25 protein-coding genes and 1 other annotated feature (1 of these 26 only partly in view) are annotated in these 25,959 nt (G+C 36.1%); of the genes, 10 read left to right on the top strand and 15 right to left on the bottom strand.

Annotated elements, in window-relative coordinates; translation table 11 throughout:
* Positions 1-20 precede the first annotated feature (20 nt).
* Positions 21-761: a bis(5'-nucleosyl)-tetraphosphatase PrpE gene (gene prpE / locus JFU23_RS21715; protein ID WP_078178313.1), complete on the top strand. Its 741-nt coding sequence runs from the start codon at positions 21-23 to the stop codon at positions 759-761.
* 223 nt (positions 762-984) lie between these two features.
* The gene (locus tag JFU23_RS21710) at positions 985-2,379 is read left to right on the top strand and encodes a peptidase G2 autoproteolytic cleavage domain-containing protein (RefSeq protein WP_201032684.1); all 1,395 of its coding nucleotides are present in this window, start codon (positions 985-987) and stop codon (positions 2,377-2,379) included.
* A gap of 45 nt (positions 2,380-2,424) precedes the next feature.
* Here the strand turns inward: JFU23_RS21710 and JFU23_RS21705 are convergent, their stop codons facing one another.
* The 4 genes from JFU23_RS21705 to JFU23_RS21690 are packed head-to-tail and all read right to left on the bottom strand — an operon-like array spanning position 2,425 to position 5,190.
* Positions 2,425-3,318, bottom strand: coding sequence for an RluA family pseudouridine synthase (locus tag JFU23_RS21705; RefSeq protein WP_087995517.1), 894 nt, complete (start codon positions 3,316-3,318; stop codon positions 2,425-2,427).
* A gap of 15 nt (positions 3,319-3,333) precedes the next feature.
* A complete protein-coding gene (locus JFU23_RS21700) occupies positions 3,334-4,131 on the bottom strand; it encodes an NAD kinase (protein ID WP_002011365.1) in 798 nt (265 codons plus the stop codon).
* A gap of 18 nt (positions 4,132-4,149) precedes the next feature.
* Entirely contained in the window at positions 4,150-4,788 is a 639-nt protein-coding gene (gene yjbM / locus JFU23_RS21695; RefSeq protein WP_002125951.1) for a GTP diphosphokinase, read from the bottom strand.
* A gap of 30 nt (positions 4,789-4,818) precedes the next feature.
* Complete coding sequence (locus JFU23_RS21690; RefSeq protein WP_002030390.1) at positions 4,819-5,190, bottom strand: UPF0738 family protein; 372 nt, start codon at positions 5,188-5,190, stop codon at positions 4,819-4,821.
* Positions 5,191-5,334: 144 nt separating this feature from the next.
* Here JFU23_RS21690 and JFU23_RS21685 point away from each other — a divergent pair, with 144 nt between their 5' ends.
* The 4 genes from JFU23_RS21685 to JFU23_RS21670 all read left to right on the top strand — a co-directional run bounded on the left by JFU23_RS21685 (position 5,335) and on the right by JFU23_RS21670 (position 7,793).
* Entirely contained in the window at positions 5,335-5,913 is a 579-nt protein-coding gene (locus JFU23_RS21685) for a CYTH domain-containing protein (RefSeq protein ID WP_201032683.1), read from the top strand.
* A gap of 185 nt (positions 5,914-6,098) precedes the next feature.
* Positions 6,099-6,497 (top strand): globin domain-containing protein, encoded by a 399-nt coding sequence (locus JFU23_RS21680; RefSeq protein ID WP_000043388.1) that lies wholly within the window; start codon positions 6,099-6,101, stop codon positions 6,495-6,497.
* Positions 6,497-7,390: a ClpXP adapter SpxH family protein gene (locus JFU23_RS21675; protein WP_002011359.1), complete on the top strand. Its 894-nt coding sequence runs from the start codon at positions 6,497-6,499 to the stop codon at positions 7,388-7,390. Before JFU23_RS21680 ends, JFU23_RS21675 begins: the two co-directional genes overlap by 1 nt.
* Before the next feature lie 229 nt (positions 7,391-7,619).
* Complete coding sequence (locus JFU23_RS21670; protein WP_000748141.1) at positions 7,620-7,793, top strand: hypothetical protein; 174 nt, start codon at positions 7,620-7,622, stop codon at positions 7,791-7,793.
* Positions 7,794-7,926: 133 nt separating this feature from the next.
* On the opposite strand, the gene pepF is transcribed toward JFU23_RS21670, so the two are convergent.
* The 4 genes from pepF to mecA form a co-directional block, all read right to left on the bottom strand.
* Positions 7,927-9,753, bottom strand: a complete 1,827-nt coding sequence (gene pepF / locus JFU23_RS21665; protein WP_201032682.1) for an oligoendopeptidase F — start codon at positions 9,751-9,753, stop codon at positions 7,927-7,929.
* 50 nt (positions 9,754-9,803) lie between these two features.
* Positions 9,804-11,039, bottom strand: a complete 1,236-nt coding sequence (locus JFU23_RS21660) for a competence protein CoiA (protein ID WP_201032681.1) — start codon at positions 11,037-11,039, stop codon at positions 9,804-9,806.
* A gap of 91 nt (positions 11,040-11,130) precedes the next feature.
* Entirely contained in the window at positions 11,131-12,675 is a 1,545-nt protein-coding gene (locus JFU23_RS21655; protein WP_002064255.1) for a cardiolipin synthase, read from the bottom strand.
* A 72-nt stretch (positions 12,676-12,747) separates the two neighbouring features.
* Complete coding sequence (gene mecA, locus JFU23_RS21650; protein ID WP_002011351.1) at positions 12,748-13,431, bottom strand: adaptor protein MecA; 684 nt, start codon at positions 13,429-13,431, stop codon at positions 12,748-12,750.
* 436 nt (positions 13,432-13,867) lie between these two features.
* Between mecA and JFU23_RS21645 the strand changes: the two genes are divergently transcribed.
* Positions 13,868-14,542 carry a TerC family protein gene (locus JFU23_RS21645; protein ID WP_002011349.1) on the top strand — a complete coding sequence of 225 codons (675 nt, stop codon included), beginning with the start codon at positions 13,868-13,870 and terminating at the stop codon, positions 14,540-14,542.
* Between the two features lie 50 nt (positions 14,543-14,592).
* Here JFU23_RS21645 and spx read toward each other — a convergent pair whose 3' ends face one another.
* Entirely contained in the window at positions 14,593-14,988 is a 396-nt protein-coding gene (gene spx / locus JFU23_RS21640) for a transcriptional regulator Spx (RefSeq protein ID WP_002011348.1), read from the bottom strand.
* Positions 14,989-15,568: 580 nt separating this feature from the next.
* On the opposite strand from spx, the gene JFU23_RS21635 reads away from it, so the two are divergent.
* Positions 15,569-15,772, top strand: coding sequence for a hypothetical protein (locus JFU23_RS21635; RefSeq protein ID WP_000559981.1), 204 nt, complete (start codon positions 15,569-15,571; stop codon positions 15,770-15,772).
* A 30-nt stretch (positions 15,773-15,802) separates the two neighbouring features.
* Here JFU23_RS21635 and JFU23_RS21630 read toward each other — a convergent pair whose 3' ends face one another.
* A complete protein-coding gene (locus JFU23_RS21630; protein ID WP_002140829.1) occupies positions 15,803-17,449 on the bottom strand; it encodes a peptide ABC transporter substrate-binding protein in 1,647 nt (548 codons plus the stop codon).
* Positions 17,450-17,803: 354 nt separating this feature from the next.
* On the opposite strand from JFU23_RS21630, the gene JFU23_RS21625 reads away from it, so the two are divergent.
* The gene (locus tag JFU23_RS21625) at positions 17,804-19,249 is read left to right on the top strand and encodes an MATE family efflux transporter (protein WP_002166144.1); all 1,446 of its coding nucleotides are present in this window, start codon (positions 17,804-17,806) and stop codon (positions 19,247-19,249) included.
* Positions 19,250-19,439: 190 nt separating this feature from the next.
* Here the strand turns inward: JFU23_RS21625 and JFU23_RS21620 are convergent, their stop codons facing one another.
* The 5 genes from JFU23_RS21620 to JFU23_RS21600 form a co-directional block, all read right to left on the bottom strand.
* Positions 19,440-20,375, bottom strand: coding sequence for an ABC transporter ATP-binding protein (locus tag JFU23_RS21620; protein WP_201032680.1), 936 nt, complete (start codon positions 20,373-20,375; stop codon positions 19,440-19,442).
* The gene (locus tag JFU23_RS21615) at positions 20,368-21,411 is read right to left on the bottom strand and encodes an ABC transporter ATP-binding protein (protein ID WP_002011337.1); all 1,044 of its coding nucleotides are present in this window, start codon (positions 21,409-21,411) and stop codon (positions 20,368-20,370) included. Before JFU23_RS21615 ends, JFU23_RS21620 begins: the two co-directional genes overlap by 8 nt.
* A gap of 20 nt (positions 21,412-21,431) precedes the next feature.
* Entirely contained in the window at positions 21,432-22,448 is a 1,017-nt protein-coding gene (opp3C, locus tag JFU23_RS21610) for an oligopeptide ABC transporter permease (RefSeq protein WP_000974104.1), read from the bottom strand.
* Entirely contained in the window at positions 22,445-23,374 is a 930-nt protein-coding gene (gene opp3b / locus JFU23_RS21605; RefSeq protein ID WP_063226144.1) for an oligopeptide ABC transporter permease, read from the bottom strand. The genes opp3C and opp3b overlap by 4 nt, the downstream gene beginning before the upstream one ends.
* A gap of 125 nt (positions 23,375-23,499) precedes the next feature.
* Positions 23,500-25,107 (bottom strand): peptide ABC transporter substrate-binding protein, encoded by a 1,608-nt coding sequence (locus tag JFU23_RS21600; protein ID WP_201032679.1) that lies wholly within the window; start codon positions 25,105-25,107, stop codon positions 23,500-23,502.
* A 365-nt stretch (positions 25,108-25,472) separates the two neighbouring features.
* Here JFU23_RS21600 and JFU23_RS21595 point away from each other — a divergent pair, with 365 nt between their 5' ends.
* Positions 25,473-25,853, top strand: coding sequence for a DUF3899 domain-containing protein (locus JFU23_RS21595; protein WP_002125921.1), 381 nt, complete (start codon positions 25,473-25,475; stop codon positions 25,851-25,853).
* A 104-nt stretch (positions 25,854-25,957) separates the two neighbouring features.
* Positions 25,958-25,959: a binding site (T-box leader), on the top strand (it continues 216 nt past the right edge of the window).

Here is a 25,959-nt window from a genome sequence, read left to right as displayed (position 1 = left end):
AATGAGCTGGAGGTTTAAATATGAAATATGACATTATAGGTGATATTCACGGATGCTTCCAAGAGTTTCAAGATTTAACAACGAAACTAGGGTATAGCTGGGATAGTGGTATCCCAATTCATACCGCAAAACGAAGGCTTGCATTCGTTGGTGATATTACAGACCGAGGTCCTCATTCGTTACGGATGATTGAAATTGTATGGGAGCTCGTAATAAATAGAAAAGATGCTTATTATGCTCCAGGGAATCACTGCAATAAACTGTATCGTTTCTTCCTTGGACGTAATGTTACAATCGCTCATGGGCTCGAAACAACTGTTGCAGAATATGAAGCATTGCCTTCTAATAAGCAACAAATAATAAAAGAAAAATTCATTACTCTTTACGAACAATCACCGCTATATCACATACTGGATGAAAAAAAATTAACCGTCTGTCACGCTGGTATTCGGCAAGATTACATAGGAAGACAAGATAAAAAAGTACAAACCTTTGTATTATATGGTGATATTACAGGCGAAAAACACCCTGACGGCTCACCTGTCCGCCAAGATTGGGCGAAAGAGTATAAGGGTGAAACATGGATTGTTTATGGACATACACCTGTCAATGAACCTCGCTTTGTGAATCATACAGTCAATATTGATACTGGTGCTGTATTTGGTGGTAAACTAACTGGACTACGTTACCCTGAGTTGGAGACCGTTTCTGTCCCTTCTTCCCTACCTTTTGTCCCTGAAAAGTTCCGCCCAATTTCATAAAGTGAAACTTTAATCAGTGGGGGTTTTGTTCATCCCCCACTGATTATTAGCCCGCACCAATCGGGATAAATACCTCTACTTAATACAATTCACGATTTGCAGAGGATCATGGTGTTTTCTAGACATATTCCACACTAAAACTAGATAAAGCAATTAAAAAAAGATGCAATAAAGTGCATCTTTTTTTAATTGCACGGCATATACTGTCGCAGGAGGTGACGGAATGAAGAAAAAATCTTCTAAACAAAAAAGAAAATTCCACCCTTTATACCATCCCATGTATGGAATTAACAACTGGTGCAGTATTCGAGCGGCAGCTATAGAAGAAATAGAAGAACAAGAGTCATCAAAAAAAAGCAAACCGAGAGAAAAATATATCTCTTTAGAAAATGCTGTTATGAGGCGAATTATAGATAGCAGGAAAATAAAAGCAAAACAAAAAAAGAAGCTCGCTTCTAATAATGATGAACCTGTGCTTAATTCGGAAAAGATACAAGAAAATATAGAAGAAAACATTCCTGCAGCAATAAAGGAAAAAGTACAACCAGAAATTCCAGCTACTATTATAAATCAAGTAAAAAAAATAAAAGAAGCATTAATCTCGGGCAACGATGTACAAATAGAAAGATTCGCCCCTATTCAGGCTCCTGTACCTACACCTATAAAAAAAGAAAATAACAAAGGAGCTCGTCACGCATATAAAGAAGGACTTCAATCTAAAGCTGATGGAATCGCTTCACATGCAGAAGGGCTTCTTACACATGCAACGGGTCCCTTTTCTCATGCAGAAGGCACAAAAACAAAGGCAACTGGACATAGTTCGCATAGCGAAGGAAGTGAAACGACAGCAGGCGGCTCTTATTCTCATGCAGAAGGAAAACATGCAATTGCTTTGGGCGAAGCAGCACATGCAGAAGGAACCGCAACTATCGCTAACGGATTCTCATCTCATGCGGAAGGAAATCATACATCAACAGCTAATTTTGCAGGCAGCCATATTATGGGGAAATTTGGTACAGCAGAAGAAGCTTATTCCTGGTTTATCGCAAATGGGACAAATGACACTGATTATAATATAGGTGCCAAATGGCTTGCCCATAACGGAGAAATGTATATCGATGGTGCTTCTTACAATGCAGGTGGTACTGATTTTGCACAAATGTTTGAGGCAGCAGATCATAGCCCTATTGATATCGGCTATTTCATTACATTTAGTAGCGAAGAAAAAATTCGAAAAGCTACTTCAAATGATACATTCATATTAGGCATATCCAGCGCTACTCCTGCTCTCATAGGAAATAGCGGTGCTTTAAGTTGGCAAAAACGCTATAAAACAGATAGCTTCGGAAAACGTCAATATACGCGTACGGATACGCAAGAAATACGACCTCTTTTAAATACAGAATGGGATCCAGCTTGTAAGTATATATCAAGAAGAGACCGTACTGAGTGGCTTCCTGTCGGATTAATTGGACAAATGTTAGTACGTGATGACGGCACTTGCGAAACACACGGATATTGTCGTCCGAATGATGACGGCATTGCCACGAAAGCTGAAAGTGGCTTTTTCGTTATAAAACGTACTGGTGAAAATCAAATTTTAATATTATTTCGCTAAAAAAAGGGAACAAAATTCTTTTTATGATAAGAATTTTGTTCCCTTTTAATTGTTATGTAAAGCGTATTGCATATCCTCTGGGATACTTACGGTAAAAGTCATTCCCTTTTCTAAAATAGGATGATAAAACGTCAAAGATGTACTATGCAGCGCTTGACGTTTTATCACATCTCTTTGGCCACCGTATAGATCATCCCCAAGTAGCGGATTTCCTATATATGCCATATGTACACGAATTTGATGTGTTCTTCCTGTCTCGAGCTCAAGCGCTACATGCGTCTTATCGGAAGAACTCTCCATCACTCTAAAATGAGTAACAGCTCTTTGACCATCTTCACAGACAGTTCGCTCGATAATACTATCCGCTTTTCGTCCGATTGGCGCGTCAATCGTTCCTACTTCTTCTAAAATAGTCCCATGAACGATTGCCTCATACGTTCGTTTCACCCCTTTTTGTTGATGCTGCTTCGATAAAAGGTGGTGAACGAATCTATTTTTCGCAATTAACATAAGCCCTGAAGTATCACGGTCTAACCTCGTCACAATGTGCACCGTACTTGCAAGATTTTGTTTATCATAATGATATAAAAGAGCGTTTGCAATACTTCCTGACGGGTGCTCCCTAGACGGAATCGCCGACATATTTGCTTCTTTATTTATAACAAGAACCGCATCATCTTCATATACGATACATAAAGGGATATCTTCCACTTCCATCCCTTCACTTCTTTCCTCCACTGGAAAAAAGATTTGTAACTCTTCACCAGCTTGTAACTTGTGACGAACACTTGTGTGTTGACCGTTTACTTCAATTGCTCCCCCGCGGAACTTTATATCCGTTAAAGCAGCTTTCGAAATCCCTTTTGTTTTCAAAAATTCTCTAACTAAAGTTCCCTCTTCAGCCAGCCCTATATCCCATTTCAATGTAAATCTGTTCAAATATATAAACCCTCTCTATTTATCTGCAACAAACGAGTCACGAACACGTTTCCAGAATGGGAACGGACGGAAACGAACAAATCGTACTTTCTCGTTTGCAACGCGATACTGAATTGATTTCACATCTTGATGAACCATCGTCAAATGATCCACGGTAATTTGCATGTTCATTCCTGCAGCCGGCTTTAAAACGCATGTATGATGCTTCGGCAGTACGAGCGGCGAACCTACCGTACGAAATACACGATTGTTGATAGATGCCATTTCTGCAATTTGAATCGCTTCAATAGAAGGGTGAATAATTGCTCCGCCAAGCGCCTTATTATACGCGGTACTTCCTGAAGGAGTAGAAATACAAAGACCATCTCCGCGAAACGTTTCGAAATACTCTCCGCGTATTTCCACTTCTGTTACTAATGTACCTTCTGCACTTTTTACAGTCGCTTCATTCATCGCCAAATACTGCGACTCTTTACTACCATTCACATAGCGAATAATCACTTCTAAAAGTGGATATTCCACCACTTGGAACGGTGTTTTAGCGATTGCAATCACCAACTTCTCTACTTCCGTCGGTAACCAATCTGCATAGAAACCTAAATGCCCTGTATGTACACCAACAAATGCGGTTTCATCTAATCGATTATAGTAACGATGGAATGCATATAAAAGCGTTCCATCTCCCCCAACAGAAATTACAATATCAGGTTCCTTTTCATCCATTGTAAACCCAAAATCTAACAAGTATTCTTTCATCGTACTTGCTAGTGTATCTGATGATTGATCTCCCTTTGACATAATTGTAAATTTCATCGCCCAACACCCTTTAGTTTATGATTCAGAATCTTTCGTTTCCTGCTTTCGTGAAAAGACCTTTTGCGCTTCTTGAATTTCAAGACGAATGGAAGACATTTCTTCATCTAATAAAAATGCCGCTTCCGCTGCACGTTGTAAGCGTATTTTAATATCTTCAGGAAAACGTCCACTATATTTGTAATTTAAAGAATGCTCAATCGTTGCCCAAAAATTCATTGCTAACGTGCGAATTTGAATTTCAACTAACACTTTTTTCTCCCCCTGTATCGTTTGAACAGGATAACTAATGACAACGTGGTAAGAGCGATAGCCGCTATCTTTCTTTTGCGTTACATAATCACGTTCTTCTACAATGTCAAAATCATTTCGTTTTCGAAGATATTCTACAACAGGCTTAATCTCATCTACGAATTGACACATCATTCGAAGGCCCGCGATGTCCTGCATATCTTCTCTAATTCGGTCTAGCGGTACATTTCTCTTCTCCGCTTTATCAATAATACTTGCAACCGACTTTACCCTTCCTGTTACAAACTCAATTGGAGAATGCTCCGTTAACATTGCAAATTGAGTACGCATTCCTTTTAGTTTCACTTTCAGCTCCGCCACCGCTTGGTGATACGGTGCTAAAAATTCTTCCCAATTACGATTCATTTCAACCACCACCAAAATCAATCCATTTGCTTATAGAAACACTTTTTCTACAGCAGTTACTAGTTCTTCTCCGTAATTTGCATTACCTTCAATATTTTCAACTAAATATTCTACTTCTTCTTTTAATCCTTCTAATTCTATTTCAACATCATTCACGCGAATAAACATCGCTGTATCTTTATTCATCGCTTCATGCACTGCTTCCCAGCATGTATGCGGAATACTTACATAAATGAAAGATGATTCATTTTCTAAGATATATAAAAATGATAAATTGTCTGAGTCTACAAGTACGTGATTACGCGCACTTAACTCCTTTACCTCTATTTCAGTATTTTCCGCACAAAAAATAAGCGCATTCTCTCTCGTTTCTACGCTCTTAACTTGAATTTTATTTTGCATACTCGAACTCCTCCATCTCAACTTCCTGTCTTACTTAACAGTATTATTGTATCATAACATGGACGCAAACAAATAAAACATTGAACCAAATTTGCGAAAAAGCGATAATGTGGAAAGAATTATTTTTCAAAAGGAGCGCATACAATGACACAAGAAATTGAAATTGAATTTAAAAATATGGTTACAGAGAAAGAATTCCAAACATTATGCAAATCTTTTTCTATTGAAGCATTTACAAAACAAGTAAATCACTACTTTGAAACGCCTCACTTCTCTTTAAAAGATACGGGCTCTGCACTTCGTATTCGTCATAAAGATGGAACTTATACATTAACATTAAAACAACCTGCTGAAATTGGTTTATTAGAAACTCATCAGTCTGTAACAGAAAAAGAAGCACAACTTATGATGGAAACAAACACAATCATTCAAGGAACTGTAATGGATCAGCTACACAAATTACAAATTCCCGTTTCCTCTTTAACTTATATGGGTAGTTTAACAACAGAAAGAGCTGAAATATTATTTGAAGGCGGAACGCTTGTCTTTGATCATAGTTTCTATTACAATCACGATGATTATGAAATTGAATACGAAGTGCAAGATGAAAAGACCGGTAAAGCAGCATTTATAAGGTTATTAAAGCAACATAACGTACCAGTTCGTCATACAAACAACAAAGTAAAACGCTTTTTCCTTGCCAAACAAAACGAAGAGCGCTAAAGTAAAATTTCCATCAGTGCAGAAGTGATTTACTGGTGGCTATGTTTCACCTTTTTGAAAAGTAAAAGATTTATTAGCAACATATAGAATAAGCAAAGAATGTTATGAAGGCTGTTTAGTTGCTCTTCATAACATTCCATTGCTACAATAGACATACATTTCATGGAAAAAGGGGTTTATAAAGGATGAGCAAGCAACCGATGACACCATTTGAAGCAATCGGCGGTGAACAATGCATTGCAACATTAGTGGATACATTTTATTCCTATGTCAGTGAACACCCTGACTTATCTCCGATCTTCCCGGATGATTTAACAGAAACTGCTAGGAAGCAGAAACAATTTTTAACACAATATTTAGGTGGTCCTAATTTATACACTGAAGAACATGGGCATCCTATGCTAAGAGCACGCCATCTTCCGTTTGAGATTACTCCAAAACGCGCAGAAGCTTGGCTGTCATGTATGGAGCAAGCAATGGATGATACAGGAGTGCACGGTCATATAAGAGAGTTTGTTTTTGAACGTTTAGCATTAACTGCTCAACATATGGTCAATACTCCAAATGAAACAGGTGAAGTGTAATGGATAAGCAGGAAGCAAAGCATATAAATATGCCTTCTCCTTCCACATGCGAGCATAAATCTGTAGAAGCATATTTATTTATTGATCCACTTTGTAAAGATTGCTGGGATATCGAGCCATTTATTATTAAACTATGGCTTGAGTATGGGAAATACTTCTCTATTCGTCATATAGTAACAGGAAAAGTGGACGGGGCAAACGCTTCCTCACACAAATGGAATAAACCTGCTAATATTCGATTTGTGTGGGAAAAGACAACTAGTTTACAAGGTTTTTCATGTGATGGAAAAGTACATATGCAAGAGGCGTCGTCAACACCGTATTTAGTTTCGATGGCAATTAAGGCGGCGGAGTTGCAAGGCCGAAAAGCAGGTTCGAAGTTTTTGCGAAAACTCCAAGAATACATTTTTCTTGAAAATGTATCAAACCCTGACTGTGAATTATTGCTTACATGTGCTAAAGATAGTGGCATTGATGTAGAGGAATTTAAAAAAGACCTACACTCAGTTAGCGCAAAAAAAGCTTTCCAATGCGACCTAAAATTCACAAATGAGATGCATATTACAGAAATACCTTCCCTCCTATTTTTTCATGCAAATTCAGATGAGGAAGGTATTAAAATCACAGGGATTTATTCCTATGATGTATACGTACAGCTATTAAAAGAACTGGTAAAATGCGAAATTGAACCAGAACCATTACCTCCTTTAGAAGTATTACTAGAAGCAACACAATTTATTTCTTCAAAGGAAATCTCATTTATATATGACTGCCCTCAGCAAGAAATAGAGCGCGAACTAAAAAAATTACAACTAAAACGAAAAGTACAAATGATTGAAGTGAAGTGCGAGCGTTATTGGAAATGGATAGCAAAAGAAAAAGACCTGGTGTAAACACCAGGTCTTTTTCTTTACGGCTTATAAAAATATTAAAGGGGATGGGAGAAATTTTCACGTTCAAACAAAGGGGTATATGTTTGTATGTGAATTCGTTCACGCTTATTATATTACAAGATTCGACGCCAAATGACAACCCCTTTTGTCGAATTTCACATTTTTGTCACATTCTAAACGTTTTCATTCTTGAATAAGCTATAAAAAAAGCAATTTAGGAGGTTTCCTTATGAAAAAATCTCATATTTTTCTTATCTTTCTATGTGTTATTGTTTCTTTTTTCTTGTATATCCTCTCTCTATTACAAGCTTTCCCTAAAATTATTGCCTTTCCTCTTTTATTCGGAGTTATCGTCATCGCTGTCTCTTATTTCAACTATAGAAAACGATTTAAAGGATTTTAATTACAAAAATCAACTGTAAAACTGCCTTCTAATTTAGAAAAAGTAAGGAAACCCTCCTTATTTTATCGACAAATATCGACAAAATACATTTTCAAACAAAAAAGACGAGGATAAAACCCCTCGTCTTTTCTCATTACTTTTCTTCCAATAATAACGCTTCTAATTCATTTAATTTCTCTTCAAATACTTGAAGTGCCTCTTTCACTGGTTCAGGAGATGCCATATCAACTCCTGCTTTTTTCAACACTTCAATTGGATAATCGGAGCTTCCCGCTTTTAAGAATTCGTTAATGTAACGTTCTACTGCTGGTTGCCCTTCTTCTAAAATTTGTTTAGATAAAGCTGTCGCTGCACTAAATCCTGTTGCGTATTGATATACGTAATAGTTGTAATAGAAGTGCGGAATACGAGACCATTCTAAACCGATTTCTTTATCGATTACTAAAGCATCCCCGAAATATTTCTTATTTAAATCGTAGTAAATCTCCGTTAACATATCTGGCGTAACCGCATGTCCTTCTTGTACTTTTTTATGAATGATATGCTCGAACTCTGCAAACATTGTTTGACGGAATACAGTACCACGGAATCCTTCTAAATAATGATTTAATAAATATAGACGCTCTTTTTTATCTTCTGTCGTTTTTAATAAATAATCATTTAGAAGCGCTTCATTACAAGTTGATGCTACCTCTGCAACGAAGATTGAATAATCACCGTATACGTGTGGCTGTGTCTTTCTTGTGTAATAACTATGCACCGAATGACCAAACTCATGAGCAAGTGTATATAAATTATTTACATTATCATGCCAGTTCATTAAAATATACGGATTTGTTCCGTATGCACCAGATGAATATGCTCCGCTTCGTTTGCCTTTATTCTCGTACACATCTACCCAGCGATTTTCATATGCTTCTTTTAAAATTTCAACATATTCATCACCAAGTACGTTTAAAGATTTTAATAACAGGTCTTGCGCTTCTTCATACTTCACATTCATTTTCACTTCTTGTACAAGTGGTGTATATAAATCGTACATATGAAGCTCATCAAGTCCTAGTGCACGCTTACGAATATCAATGTAACGGTGTAATAAATGTAAGTTGTCATTTACCGTTTCAACGAGTTGATCGTATACTGCTTCAGGAATATTATTATTGCTTAATGCTGCTTGGCGAGCAGAGTCATATTTACGAATACGTGCATTGAAATTATTACGTTTCACTGCCCCGCTTAACGTACTTGCAAATGTGTTCTTAAATTTCCCATACGTTTCAAATACAGCTTTGAATGCATCTTCGCGAACACGACGATCATCACTTTCTAAAAACTGAATGTAACGGCCATGTGTTATTTCTACCTCTTCTCCATCCTCACCCTTAATAGATGGGAATTTCAAATCCGCATTATTCAACATACCGAATGTATTACTTGATGCACTCATCACTTCAGATGCTTCTGCTAATAACGCTTCCTCTGCCTCAGATAATACGTGCGGGCGTTGACGTGTAATTTCTTCTAATGCATGCTCATATACACTTAGTTCTCGATTTTCTTGTAAGAATGTTTGCAATGTATCTTCTGAAATAGATAAAATTTCAGGTACGATATACGCTGTGCTACTAGATACTTGTGAGTATAAATTTGTTGCGCGATCATTCAGTGCTTGATACACAGAGTTTGTTGTATCTTGATCGTAACGCATATGTGCATATGTATATAGCTTACCTAATCGCATTGAAATTTCATCTTCATATTGCAATGCCTCAAGCAAATTGTCTGCAGAGTCGCCAAGCTTCCCTTTAAATTCAGTTAACTTTGGCAATAGCTCTTTAATAGCTTGGAATTCTTTTTCCCATTCTGCATCTGTTTGGAAAATATCTTCTAATCGCCATGTGCTTGCTTCTTCAATCTCATTGCGATCTGGTAATGTTTTTGCTTTATTTTGTTCAGACATTCTGTAAGCCCTCCTTTAAATATCTCTACTTAAGTACAATTCTGTTTTTCTTATGTAATTCCTTCACGTTCATTCTTTATTATATCCCCTTTTTCTTCTCTCATGTTGAACTTTGTCTCAAATAGAGATAGCGCATAAGTTAGGCAAATCTCATCATATTTCCTAACTTCCTCCTCCGCCTGTAACATAACTATATTCCTCATTTTTCGGTACGTATAAGTCCCTACTTTATGCAACACGCCTACAAAACATAAAAAAGTCATATATTCAGTAACCGCTACTTTCCATATATGTCGTGAAAAGTACGGAAGTAAGCGCATTTTCGTATTTTTTTTTACATAACTACACACATATTGAAGGGAAATACAATTCCCTACCGCAAGCTCACCTATACACTTCATGTATAGAAAAGCTTGCCATGTAAATGGATTTGTTTGAAAAGCAAACGCAGATGGGAGCGGAACACCGATTTCAGAAGGAAAGCTCGCTGGGGTACATTTATATTGATATAAGAGGCGGAGTAGTGACTTATGATTATAATTCCAGATAGATAGAGCATTTTGCCGAAAATGGTTCTTTTTTCTCTTCCATTCTTGTCCTAATACCTCTTTTTGGAAAGGAACAGAGGAAAAGAGCATGTCAACAGTAGTCGTATCAGTTGGTAAATAAATAGTATGTGAGAAAGATACATTTGTAGAAAACGGAGTGATAAATGCGCATTTCATAAACGATTTTTGTTTCGGACAGAAGAAAATAAGAAATGGCTGAGGATAAGATTGTAAGGAGAAAGCCAGAAGTGAGGAAAATTTCATCCAATATGCAGATTGCTTTTTTAATTGATTTCCACCAATGATCCAGATGACCTGTATACCAGCTTGCCAATACGAGTATGTTCGTTTAGAAAGCTGTTCTATGGAGAGATTGGCGCATTGATATTCAATCGCAATTTCCCTACCTGCTCTCTCTACGAAAACATCTGGTCTTTGCTGGATTTTTGGAAGGTAATGCTCTATATCCACATGAAAATTTTGACGTTTCAGCCATCTATATAACAATTCTTTACCGTGCATATGATACATAGATTCTGCTTCATAAAAGGTAAGACATGAATCCACTTTCTTATGAGCAAAATGCCAGCTCTTTTGTGTTCCTAATTTCATTTGCACTTCTTTTCCGCAAGCTGTACAAAAGAATTTTTCTCGTTTACGCATTTCGCGTAAACGTTCTTCATCCCGGTTATATAATAGATGAATTTTCTCTCCGTTTTCTCTCCTTGCAATAAACATCCACCATCACACCCTTTCAACTTCTTGTATTCTACAATTTACTACAAATTCCTCTCAAAAAAAGAGATGTCCTAAATTAGGACATCTCTTTCTATAATAAAGGTGATAATAACCGATACGTCGATTCAACAATCCGCCTATGAAGACGTCTCTTATGAAATCGGTCAACATGAATTTCACTGGATTCTTCTAAATCGTCTTTAAAATCTTGAACGAGCTTTCGAATGCTACCTGTATCATATAAAAAGGCATTTACTTCAAAGTTTAAATGAAAACTTCTCATATCCATATTAGCTGTCCCAATTGATGCGAGATCAGAATCCACGATGACAACTTTACTATGAAGAAAACCTTTTTCATATTCATATATTTTTACTCCTGCATCTAATAACTCCGGAAAGTACGATCTTGATGCATAAAAGACAGTCCGCTTATCTGGCTTACTTGGCATTAACAAACGAACATCAATACCAGCAAGTGCAGCTACTTTTAATGCAGATAAAATATCATCATCTGGGATAAAGTATGGTGTTGCAATCCAAATCGATTTCCTAGCTGAAGCAATCATTGCAAAATATAAATGTTTAATTGTTTCCCATTTATTATCCGGTCCACCTCCAACAAGTTGGACTCCGCCCCAATGATCACCCTCAACTGCTTCCGCTTGTAAATATTCAGGTGCTAATACCGCCTCACCAGTCATATAAAACCAGTCTTGAAGGAAAATTAGCTGTAAACTTTGAACTGCTTCACCGCGTAAATATAAATGCGTGTCTCGCCAAAAACCGAAATATTTATCCTTCCCTAAATACTCATCACCAATATTTAATCCACCTACAAACCCTTCATTTCCATCTATAATAACGATTTTTCGGTGGTTTCGATAATTAATTTTATCGTTTAAAATTGGAAAGCGCACAGGGAAAAATGGAATCATTTCTACTCCTGCATCATTCAATTCTTCAATATACGAATTTGATAATTTAAAGCTTCCAACCGCGTCGTATAAAAAACGAACGACAACGCCTTCTTTTGATTTTTTTATTAAAATATCTTTAATTTCTGTACCGAGCTTGTCATCACGCACAATGTAATACTCCATATGAATGTGGTGTTTCGCTCGATTTAACCCATCTAAAATTGCCTGAAACGTTTCGTCTCCATTTGTTAATGTCCTCGTTTCAGTTTGAAATGAAATATTTAAAGCACCTAGTCGATCTGCTAAACGAAATAACAATTCTTGATGCTTATGATTTCGTAAAATCCGTTCTTCGTAATCTTCGTGTCCCTTATATTGTAAAAACGCCTGTTCATCGAGTAATGCCTTCTTTTGGAACATTCTTTTTCTACGAAAATTTTGTCCAAATAAAAGATAAGCAAAGAAACCGAACACCGGAAAAATACCTAGTACGATTAACCACGTAAGTGTTTTAGACGGATGGCGGTTTTCTAAGAAAATAACACATCCAATTAAAAATGCGGAAACCGTAAATAAAATACTAATAATACCTAAAATAGAAACATCCTTTATCCCAATGACATCCGAATAAAATGCTACATCAATAAACATGCGTAATGAAACAAATAATGCGAACAATAGTAGAAAAAAGAAAAGTAGTTTTAACGTGTTTTTCATCTCTTACCTCCTTACTAAGAAAGCCTTCCTATTCTTCATAAAAAAAGCCGATTTCATACTATAGAAATCGGCCTACATTTTAGGAGGGAAATTGTTGCGAATTGTCTCAAGCGCACGCTCTTTCACAACCTGTTTCCCATACTCACTTACACGGTGAATCGTTAAAGTAGATTCTTCTCCATATTCTAAAACAATACTTAAAATACGATCAATTTCTTCTTCATCATGTAGCACTTCATCGAATTCCACATATACATAATATCGGTCCTCAAATGAATGTAATTCATCTTTTATATCTTCAAAGATAAGACGATGACTTAATGAAATAACATCTTCAAAATCATTAAACTTAATTAAAAAGCCAAACGTACCATCTTCATTAAAGTTTGTTCCTACTTGTTCTTCTACCTCTTCCACTAATTCTTGCTGGAATAATGATTCGATACCTTCATCTAGAGGAATGTCTATAATTTTGTCTACACCTATTGGTAGCTCCAGCTTTTGTCCATCCTTTGAAAGCTCCGCTTTCGTTACAAGTACTTCAATCCCTTTATCGACTGCTTGCACTTGGATCCATAACGGCCCATCGATAAAGAAATCATCATGATCACGAGCTTCGTCCATCATCTCCCAAAAGAGCTCTTCACTTCGTTCGCGATCATACCAAATTTCTTCACGATTAAACCCTCTGTCCTCTATATCAATGTACGTAATAAAAAATTTCATCGTATGGTCATTAATTCTTTCAATATCCAAAATACAACGCTCCCTTCCTGCTTAGAATTGTTATGAAGGGATTCCCCACTCATATGACAAAACAATAGATTCTTGTACTCTCATTTTATGATAAGATTCTCCAGAAGGGAAATAAAATCGATTTATTTTACAAAAATAGTTATATACCTATCTGTATTCGACTTTTTACATAAAGTGAAACAATAATCAGTATTTTTTTCATCCTCCACTGATTATTAGCTCGCACCAATCGAAATAAATATACCATTATACCAATTCACTGTTCGCAAAAAATTTGGACATACATTCCCATATTCCCTCGTACACTGTAATAAAGTGAAACTTCTATTAGAGGTGATTATTTTGTCCCTGGGAGCGCGGGATCAAAACTAGACAAACTTTCTTCACCACATACATATATTTCGCTTATTAAAACATCATAAATGGAGGCAGACGAATGGACTTAGAGTTTTTAACATCTGTACTAATGATTGTCGGTATCGATGTTGTACTAGGTGGCGATAACGCAATTGTCATCGCACTAGCTAGCCGAAATTTACCTGAAGCAAAACGAAATAAAGCCATTTTGATTGGTACTATGTTAGCAATTGTGCTACGAATTCTCCTCACGATACTAGCTGTCTATTTACTTGATATCCCATTTTTACAACTCACCGGCGGAATTTTACTTACATTAATTGCGGTCAATTTACTCACTGATAATAACAACGATCTTTCTTCTATCAAAGGAAAAACGACTTTATTCCAAGCTGTGCGTACAATTGTATTCGCGGATCTCGTTATGGGGTTTGACAATGTTATTGCCATTGCAGGAGCAGCTCACGGAAGACTTTCACTCGTAATTATCGGTTTATTCATTTCTATCCCGATTATCATTTGGGGAAGCAAACTTATTTTAATACTCATGGAACGCTTTCCATTTCTCATTTATTGCGGAGCAGCAGTTCTCGCCTATACAGCAGGAAAAATGATTACACATGAAGACAGACTTGCAACGTTTTTTCATCATAATCCTAGTTTTGCCACAAGTATCCCTTATTTGTTCATTTTCACCATTTTATGCATAGGCTTTATCGTTCAACAAGTGCGATTACGTAATGTTAAACAGTAAAAAAAAACCTTCTACTCTATAATAGGTAGAAGGTTTTCATATTATTATAATTAATTTACAAGACGCTGTGCTTCACGTAATTGGAACGTTCTTACTGTACGTGGTAAGAAACGACGGATTTCATCTTCGTTGTAACCTACTTGAAGGCGTTTTTCGTCAATCATAATTGGACGACGTAAAATACCTGGATAGTCACGAATCATCTTATATAAATCTTGAAGTGGTAAAGACTCTAAGTTCACATTCAATTCTTGGAAAACTTTTGAACGAGTAGAAATAATCTCATCCGTTCCGCTTTCTGTCATACGTAAAATCTCTTTAATCTCATCAATCGTTAATGGATCTGAGAAAATATTACGTTCTGTATAAGGAATATGATTTTCCTCTAGCCATAATTTCGCCTTTCTACAAGACGTACAGCTTGGAGAACTATATAATGTTACCATACAAAGCTCACTCTCCTTAAAGAGTACAAATTCTGTACTAATTACAGTTTAAATTTCTAACTTCCGCAATTTTTCGCGATAACTTGTCTTATAGCAAAGTAAAAAATCGCAATTCATGTAAGCAACAATAATTACTTTTAATAAGTAACTTCTATAATCATTATACAATAGTTTTTGCAAGAAATATACAGTGAATTTACTGCTAGTTGAGAAAATTTCTCCGTGTACTCCACTGCTATGCAACATGATTATACTCAGTAAAACTGTCCTTTAACAACGGTCTTCAACCCTTTTGATACTTACTTTATACAATACTCTTCACTTGATATACAATTACAGTTTCATAATCTTCCCCATTAAAAAGAGAGCGTTTTCTTACCTTTTCCCAACAAAACAATTGAGAAATGTAAGACTCTAAAGGTTAGAAACAAAAAGGAACATTTGTTCTTATTTTAACAAATCTCTCCGCTCATGTCTATATGCTTTCTAAAGTAAATCGAATATTTTTCTGACATTTCTTTCTTTTTTACCATTTATCTCATACAATAAAAATACAGACAGACAAAGGGGGAATTTGCATATGATCGCTTTTTTTACTGATTTTATCATTGTTGCTACCCTCATCATCGGAATAACAGCATTGATTGGTGTCATTACAAATAGCATCGGTGAAAAACTCTTTGGTGGGAAAGAAAAAATGAAGTTTGTTAACAAAAGTTTAGATGTACAATCTGGCTGGAACCAAGTTGGCGGAAAAGGCATTTATAAAAAACGTACGTACTAAAAAAAGCAGGTAATTACCTGCTTTTTTTTGTTATTTTCCTACTGATGCCCATTTGAAGCTTACTTCCCCGCCGTATTTATGGTTGTACATATCTTTAATTGTTTCTCTTTGTAAATATGCTCTACCACGTTGATATACTGGAACAATCGCAGCGTCATCAAGTAACATTTTTTCTGCTTCAAGTAAGTTTTTCCAACGAGCATTTACGTCGCTTCCATCTTTCTTCGCTTTCATAATAATCTCATCGTACTTCGGATTAGAATACTTCATTTTATTTTGTGCCCCATCAGTTACGAACATATCAAGATATGTAACTGGATCTGGGAAGTCTGCACTCCATCCAGAGAATGACATTACAAAGTCGCCCGCATCTTCTAATTTTAGTTTTTGCGCGAATGGTTGTTGTTTAATTTTCACTGTTAAACCTGGCAAATTCTTTTCTAACTCACCTTTTAAATATTCACCAGTTTTCTTCGATAATTCAACGTCTTCATTTAATAGCTCTAATTCAATTTCGTTTTTACCAAGCTCTTTTTTACCAGCTTCCCAATACTTTTTCGCTTCTTTTACATTTGGTTTTACAATATCTCCATTTTCAACACGGAAATCTTTTTTATCCGGTCCTTTAATGAAATTGTCAGGAATTAATCCCGTCGCTGGCTTAGAACCGTTATTTAATAATGTATCAACGAATGGTTTACGGTCAAAACCAAGAGAAATTGCTTTACGAATATTTTTATTTGCTAAAGCTGGGTCTTTTTGATTTAAGCGAAGGAAGAATACAGATGTATCTTCTACCGTTTTGAAATCTGGTTTTCCTTTATATTTATCGATGAACTCTGCTAATAACGTCGCTCGATCGACTGCGTTTGTTTCATATAAATTAATTGGCGTAGACGTATCTTTTACAATATTAAAGTTTACTTCCTCAAGCTTCACTTCTTTATTGTCCCAATATGATGAGCTCTTTGTCATTTTGAAGCTACGTTCATGTTGCCAATCACTTAATGTAAATGGTCCGTTATAAAGTGTTGTATTTGCTTCTAAACCAAACTTCGTCCCTTGCTCTTTCACATACTTTTCATTAACAGGATAGAAGATCGGATAGACCATTAAATCAACAAGATATGGAATAGAATTATCTAATTCTACTTCTAGTGTATGATCATCAATCGCTTTTACACCTAATTGGTCTGGACTCATCTCTTTTTTATTAATTTTCTCAGCATTTTTTATATCGTACATAATGTACGCCGATTTCGCAGCTGTATCTGGATTAATTGCTCTTTGCCATGCATACACGAAATCTTTCGCCGTTACAGGTTCACCATTTGACCATTTTGCATCTTCACGTAATTTAAATGTATACTTTTTACCGTCTTCTGACTTTTGGAATTCCTTCGCTACACCTGGAACTAATTTATCGTCTTTCCCAAGGCGGTATAGGCCTTCCATCGTATTGTTCATTACTTTTGAAGAAACTGCATCAGCTGATAACGCTGGGTCCATCGTTGGAATTTCTTGTGTTTCAATTAAGTTAATAACTTGCTTCGCACCGCTTTTCCCGCTATCCCCTTTTGCGTTCGCTTGCGGTTCATCTTTTTGGTAGCCACATGCCCCTAAAATCATGCTCATTGCTACTGTTGATGCTACAAAAACTGGTATCTTTTTTTTCATACTTCCACCCTCCAAAAAAAATGTTAGCCCTTTCATTTTCAAACAGAAAGAAATATATATATGTTCTAATAATTCATATTATACACATAAATATATTCTTTGTATATTTATATTTCTATTTTATTAAAATTTTCTGTTAACACAACGTGCCTTTGTAAACGTTTCACACTGCGTTTTTATTGAACTAAAGTGTTAAAAATGATCATTTTTATACTTTTCTAAATTATCAGAGAAAAATAAATTTTATATTCTATAATATCTTACGCATAATTATTCCTCCTTTTTTGTCATAAAATGAAGGTTTATTCATATTGAAAATATGTAGGCTAAAATAAGTGCAAAGGATATGAAAGTGTGTTACGATACACTTTGCTAAAAATAGATATCGGTAAAGAGGGGACGGACATGACAGCAATTCGCTCAAAAAACGGGCCAACAGAGAAATTAAGTTTATTCTTATTAACATGGCCTATTTTTCTAGAAGTTTTTCTTTTTATGCTGATGGGGATCGCTGATACTTTCATGTTAAGTGCATTATCAGACGATGCTGTATCTGGGGTTGGTGCAGCGAATCAATACCTTCATATCGCGATTTTAGTACTAGAAGTCATAGGGAATGGTGCAGCTATCGTTGTATCCCAATACCTCGGTTCTAAACGCTTTATGGAAGCATCAAAAATATCAGCATTAGCCGTCACATTAAATTTAGTGGTCGGACTCATTATAAGCGCTGGTTTTCTTTTATTTTCAAAACATATGATGATGGCAATGAATTTACAAGGCGATGTACTAACGTATGCACAAAGCTATCTATCCATCGTCGGAGGAGCTATTTTCCTTCAAGCTATTATTAACTCATTAGCCGCAATTATCCGCGTTCACGGCTTTACAAAGCAAGCAATGTTTGTTTCGCTTGGAATGAATATTATTCATATCGCCGGAAACTACGTACTTATTTTCGGGAAATTCGGTTTCCCTGAACTTGGTGTGCAAGGAGCCGCGATTTCTTCCGCTGTGAGCCGGTTAATCGCACTTATCGTTTTCTTCTGGTTACTGTACCGCGTTATGGAATACCGTGTGAAATTACAATATTACTTCACTTTATCAAAAGAATACGTTGGCAAAATTTTAAAGATCGGCATTCCATCTGCATTCGAACAAGTCATGTATCAAGCTTGTCAAATTGTCTTCTTATATTACGCAACATACTTAGGTACGGAATCGTTAGCTGCAAGACAATACGCTACTAACATTTCCATGTTCACTTATTTATTCGCCATTGCTATTGGTATGGGAACAGCTATTATCGTTGGACGCCTAGTTGGCGGAAATGAAAAGGATGAAGCTTACACACGCGTATGGAAAAGTGTACAATGGGCGATTGGCGTAACTTTATTTATGGTCATGCTCGTTGTTACATTCCGCACACAATTAATGGGACTATTTACAGATAATCCTCATATTATCGCTCTAGGGGCAAGCGTTCTTTTACTAAGTGTACTACTTGAAACAGGACGGACGATGAACATCGTCATCATTAATTCACTTCGTGCAGCTGGCGATGCAAAATATCCTGTTTTAATCGGCGCATTCTCCATGGTGTTAATGAGCTTACCACTCGGTTACTTTTTCGCCTTCCATTTAGACATGGGGCTCGTTGGTATTTGGCTAGCGATTGCTATCGACGAATGGACGCGAGCAATTATTATGTTCTTCCGCTGGAGAAGTAGATCGTGGGAAAATTATGCACTTGTTAAACCAAATGAGCAAGATGAGAGTGTTTCTGTTCAGGCGCAGTAAAATAAAATTGTTTCTAAATGAAGAAAAAGGCGGCTGGATTTCAGTCGCCTTTTCTTCATTCTTGGAAACTCTTAATTTGCTGTCTTTAAACAGAAAAAGAACTTGGATAAAATCTCTTTATACTAAATTAAGTTTAATTAGTATAAAAAATAGAGCCATCCTTCTGTAATAGAAGAATGGCTCTACTTTATTATTGATAGATTTCTTTATATTTCTTATACTCTGCTTCAGAACATAATACAAAATGTCCTGGGCGAATTTCACGCATTGTTGGTGCTTCCTCACCATATTGATGTTGAGATGGATCGTATACGATACGTTTACGATTGCGCTCATAATCTGGATCTGGAAGTGGAATTGCAGATAGTAGTGATTTTGTATATGGATGCATTGGATTCGCATATAACTCTTCACTTGTTGTCAATTCAACGATTTGACCACGGTACATTACACCAATGCGATCACTAATGTATTTTACCATTGATAAATCATGGGCGATGAATAAGTATGTTAAACCTTTTTCTCTTTGTAACTGTTTCAGTAAGTTTACAACTTGTGCCTGAATCGATACGTCAAGTGCTGAGATTGGTTCATCAGCAATGATAAATTCAGGTTCTACAGCTAGCGCACGAGCGATACCGATACGTTGACGTTGTCCGCCTGAGAATTCATGCGGGAAACGGTTCGCGTGCTCTTTATTTAAACCAACTGTATTTAACAGCTCGTGAACACGGTCCATACGCTCTTTTTTGCCTTTTGCTAGTCCGTGAATATCAATACCTTCTGCGATAATATCCCCTACTGCCATACGAGGATTTAATGATGCATATGGATCTTGGAAAATCATTTGCATTTTACGGTTGAACTTCTTAAGTTCTGCGCGTGATTTTTTCCCATGTACATTTTCACCATCGAACAACACTTCACCGGCAGTTGCATCATATAAACGAATAATCGTTCTTCCAGTTGTCGATTTACCACAACCTGATTCTCCTACAAGACCAAATGTTTCTCCGCGGTAAATATCAAATGAAATATCATTGACCGCTTTGACAACACCACCACTCACGTCGAAGTGCTGCTTTACATTTTTTACTTCAATTAATTTCTCACGTTGTTTAGTCATGTTGTTCACCTGCTTTCATTTGAAGAATACGTTTTTCAACGACTGCCGGTGGTTTTACTTCTGGAGCTTGCTCGTGAAGTAACCAAGTTGCCGCATAATGTGTATCACTTACTTTAAATAAAGGTGGGTCCATTTCAAAATCAATTTTCAATGCCTGCGGGTTACGTGGTGCAAAAGCATCACCCTTTGGCGGTTTTAATAAGTCTGGAGGCGTTCCTGGAATCGCATATAGCTCGTCCTCTGCACCATCTAAGCTTGGCATAGATGCGATTAAGCCCCATGTGTATGGATGTTTTGGATTGTAGAAAATTTCATCAACAGTTCCAATTTCAACAACTTTACCAGCGTACATAACCGCAACTCGGTCTGCAACGTTTGCCACTACACCTAAGTCATGCGTAATGAAAATGATTGCTGCTTCTGTTTTTTGCTGAATGTCCTTCATAAGTTCTAAAATTTGCGCCTGAATTGTAACGTCTAGCGCTGTTGTCGGCTCATCGGCAATTAATAATTTCGGGTTACAAGCTAACGCCATCGCAATAACTACACGCTGTCTCATACCACCTGAGAATTGGTGAGGATATTGTTTTAAGCGCGCTTCTGGATTCGGAATACCTACAAGGTCGATTAATTCTAACGCAACTTTACGTGCATCTGCTTTACTCATCCCTTGGTGTTTAATAAGACCTTCCATAATCTGATTACCAATAGTCATCGTTGGATTTAATGATGTCATTGGATCTTGGAAAATCATCGCAATATCTTTACCGCGTACTTGCTGCATTTCTTTTTCTGTTAGTTTCGTTAAGTCACGACCTTCAAATACGATTTCACCGTTTTTAATACGTCCTGGAGGATTCGGAATTAATCCCATTAACGCTTTAGAAGTAACTGATTTACCAGAACCAGATTCTCCTACAATCGCTAATGTCTCTCCTTTTTTTAAATCAAAAGTAACACCGCGTACAGCTTGTACTTCACCTGCATGTGTATCAAAGGAGACTTGTAAATCTTTTACCTCTAACAATGTTTTCATTTTTACTTCTCCCTCCTCGTTTACTTACGCATTTTTGGATCTAACGCATCGCGTAATCCATCTGCCATTAAGTTGAATGCTAGAATTAACATACTGATGACAACCGCAGGGATGAACATCATGTGTGGATACGTTTGAATTGATTTATATCCATCATTTACAAGAGAACCAAGTGATGCGAATGGTGGCTGAATTCCTAAACCGATGAAGCTTAAGAATGCCTCACCAAACACCGCTGATGGAATTGTAAACATTGTCATTACGATAATTGGTCCCATAACGTTTGGAATTAAGTGTTTCACAATTAATTGTGTATTTGTTGCACCTAATGTACGAGACGCTAATACATACTCTTGGTTTTTTAACTTTAAGATTTGTCCACGAACAATCCGCGACATCCCTATCCAACCTGTAATCGCCATTGCGAGTGTGATTGACCAAATACCAGATCCCATAATGATTACCATTAAAATAACGATGATTAAGTATGGAATACCATTAATAATCTCCATAATACGTTGCATAATATTATCTACTCTACCGCCGTAGAATGCTGAAATACCCCCGTATGCAACCCCAATTACTAGGTCAATTGCTGCTGCTAAAAGAGCGATATATAATGATACGCGTGTACCTTCCCATGTTCTTGTCCATAAGTCACGGCCAAGATCATCTGTACCAAACCAGAAGTACTCTTTAATATCACGTTTTGCATATTGGTCAACACCATATTGATCTGTGCCGTCAAATGGTAACCAATGAATATTTTCAATCACTGGAATTTTCGGTGGCATTTTCGCACGACCTAAATCCTGCTCTTTATAAGAATGTTTACTTACCATCGGTCCAAAAATTGCTAGTAGTACAATAATGCTCAATAATACTAAACCCAACATCGCGCCTTTATGTTGGAACAAGCGTCTTCGTACATCTTGCCAAAACGTTAAGCTTGGACGGGCAATGACTTCATTATCAACATTATTTTGATTGGCTTGTTGAAATAAATCTGGAGATAATTTTTGTACATCTTTCATCATTTTTTCCCTCCCGCTAAACGAATACGAGGATCAATAATTCCGTATAAAATATCGACAATGAAAATAACTACGATGAAGATCGCACTATAGAAAATTGTAGTTCCCATAATAACTGTATAGTCATTCACTGTAATAGATTTAACGAACTGTTCCCCAAGTCCTGGTACAGCATAAATTTGCTCGATAACAAGTGTTCCTGTAATTAATGCAGCAACCATTGGTCCTAAAATTGTTACAACTGGAATTAACGCGTTACGAAGTGCGTGTTTGACAATGATAACGCCTTGACTAATTCCTTTTGCTTTCGCTGTTAAAATATAATCAGACTGCATAACTTCAATTAATTCTGCACGAGAGAAACGTGCGATTGTTGCGATAACTCCCATCGATAATGCAATTGTAGGCATTACTGTAAACTCTGGTCCTTTCCAGAACGCTACTGGGAACCAGCCAAGTTTTACCCCTACGAAATATTGTAGTAATGCGGCGAATACGAACGATGGTACCGACATCCCGAGTACCGAAATAACTGTTGCACTATAATCGACCCACGTATTATTACGAAGTGCCGCAACAATTCCTAAAAGTAAACCGATAAATGTTCCTAATATAATCGCTTGTAAACCAAGTTGTGCTGATGGTCCAATGCGATCCACAATCATGTCTGTTACTGGGCGGTTATCATATTGGAATGATACCCCTAAATCACCTTGCGCTAAGTTACCTAAGTAACGTGCATATTGAACTGGTACTGGATCATTTAATCCATATTTTTCAAGAATGATTTCTTTTTGTGCCGGTGATAGCTTCTCCTGGTTTTTAAGCGGAGAACCCGGTAGTAATTTCATCAAAAAGAAAGTCAGTGTAGTAATTAAAAATAATGTCAAAGCCATGTACACGAAACGTTTTAATACATAACGTCCCATAGTCAAGCACCTCCCCGTTTTTCTCAAAAGCAATAAGATAGTTTAAAATATTCTTACTTTTATTTTTTAAAATAAGAGCATATGCCCATCATAGGCATATACCCTTGTAAACGATGGAAAAAAGATTATTTTTGTTCAACAGATGCCCATTTGTAAGTTAATCTACCACCATAGTTAATTGGGATAATATCTTTTACGGCACCTTTTACCACATATGCTGAACCTTTTTGGAAGATCGGAGTAATAACTGCATCCTCTTTAATTAATATTTTCTCTACTTCTAAAAGGTTGTTCCAGCGAGCTTGTAAATCTTTTGTATCTGTTTTTGCTTTTAGAATTAGCTCATCATATTTCGGATTAGAATATCCTGTTTTATTTTGTGAACCATTCGTAACAAACATATCTAAATATGAGACTGGATCTGGGAAGTCTGGACCCCAAATACCAAACGCCATATCATATTCTTGAGAGTCTTCTAACTTATTTTTTTGTGCGAATGGCTGCTGTTTAATTTTGATCGTTAAACCAGGTAAGTTCTTTTCCATCTCACCTTTTAAGAATTCGCCAATTTTTTTCGCATCTTCATTATCGAAGCTTAAGAATTCTAGTTCAATTTTATCAGTGCCAAGCTCTTTCTTTGCTGTTTCCCAAAGTTTTTTCGCTTCTTTTGAATCCGTTTCAACTAGATTTCCATTTTCAGCACGGAAGTCTTTTTTATTCGGACCTTCAGCGAAATCTTTTCCAACAAATCCGTAAGCACCGATTGCGCCGTTGTTTAAAATAACTTTTGCAATGTTATCACGGTCAAAGGACATTGAAATTGCTTTTCTTAAGTTTTTATTACTCAAATACTTATTATTTTGATTAAATCTTAAGTAGGCAACTCCAGCTTCTTTTCGTGTTTGGAACTCTGGAGTTTGTCTAAATTTATCAACAAATTCCGATGTTAGAGCCGCACGATCAATCGAATTTGTCTCATATAAATTTACATCAGTCGATGTATTTTTCACAATATTGAAATTTATCTCTTCGATTTTAACCGTCTTGTTATCCCAATATGATGGGTTCTTCTTAAATTGGAAGCTTTGTTCATGTTTCCAATCACTCATAACGAATGGCCCGTTATATAATGTTGTATTTGCCTCTAAACCAAACTTATCACCTTGTGATTTCACAAAGTTCTCATTTAGTGGGTAGAACACCGGATAAACCGTTAAATCAATAAAGTAAGGAACGGGATTGTCTAATTCCACTTCTAATGTATAATCATCAATCGCCTTTACACCTAATTGGTCAGCAGGTAATTCTTTTTTATGAATTTTTTCTGCATTTTTAATATCGAACATAATGTATGAATACGTCGCTTTTGTATCTGGATTTACTGCTCTTTTCCATGAATACACAAAGTCTTTCGCTGTTACAGGTTCCCCATTCGACCATTTCGCATCTTTTCTTAACTTAAATATGTATTTCTTCCCATCATCTAGCTTTTGGACATCTTCAGCAATCCCAGGCATTCTCTTTTGATCTTTGCCAGTACGATATAAACCTTCCATCGTATTATTTAATGCTGTTGAAGATGCAGAATCTGATGCTAACGATGCATCCATTGATGGAATTTCAGATAACTCTGTTAAATTAAGAATCTGTTTTCCGTTACTACTACTAGTAGTGTTTTCTTTTCCTTTTGCTTTAGCGTCCTCTTTCTGGTAGCTACACGCGCCAAGCAACATACTTGCCGTTAAAGTTGATGCAAGTAATAACGGTATCTTTTTTCATGTTGTGTTGCCTCCCCTAATTGCACTTACTGTACCCTCACTTGTAGAAAAGTAGAATTGAAAGAATAATCTCCAAGTTTCTACAATTTTCATTATACATATAATATGACGATTGTGAATATAGTTTTTTGTTTTTTTGTTAAAATTTTTAATAAAATGTTTATATTTTAAATTTTTTGTAAAGGGATACGGTAACATTGCTACCATCATCTTGAAATTAGAACCTCAATTGCGTATAATTTTCAAAAAATTATTTATATTACTTATTATAACTTTTATAGTATAATAATTCTAGTAATATTTTGACGGAGGGGAATATTTTGAATAAAGTTTTTTTTCATACTTGTATACTATTTTTGGTTGCGATAATCGCTTCTAGTGTGGGCGCATTCCTCGTTTCATCTCATTTTTTGTTGAATTTTGTCAACATCTCATTCTATATTGCATTGTTTTTTATTCTTATAGGTGGTTTTTTATTCATATTTCAAAACGGATTTTTTAACGTAACAATTTACGCATTCCAAAGAGTATTTGGTACGAATAAAAAAATTGACTCTTTAATTGAAGAAGCAGAGGAACCTATCGATAAGAAAGAACGTATTTATAAAACATATTCATTCAAATGGACGTATCCGATTTGTATTACCGGTATCGTACTTGGGTTGTTCTCGATCCTCATTAGCTTTACTATTTTGATGTAGTTTGCAAACACTATTCCATATGATATAATAATCAGCAAAACATTTTGTTATAAAACTTTAGTCCTTTCATATAAAAGGGCTCAGTTAACAATAAATAAATTTATAT

This window comes from Bacillus sp. TH50 (assembly GCF_016650565.1).
Taxonomy (GTDB): Bacteria; Bacillota; Bacilli; order Bacillales; family Bacillaceae_G; genus Bacillus_A; species Bacillus_A mycoides.
This window is presented reverse-complemented; position numbering and strand designations above follow the sequence as displayed.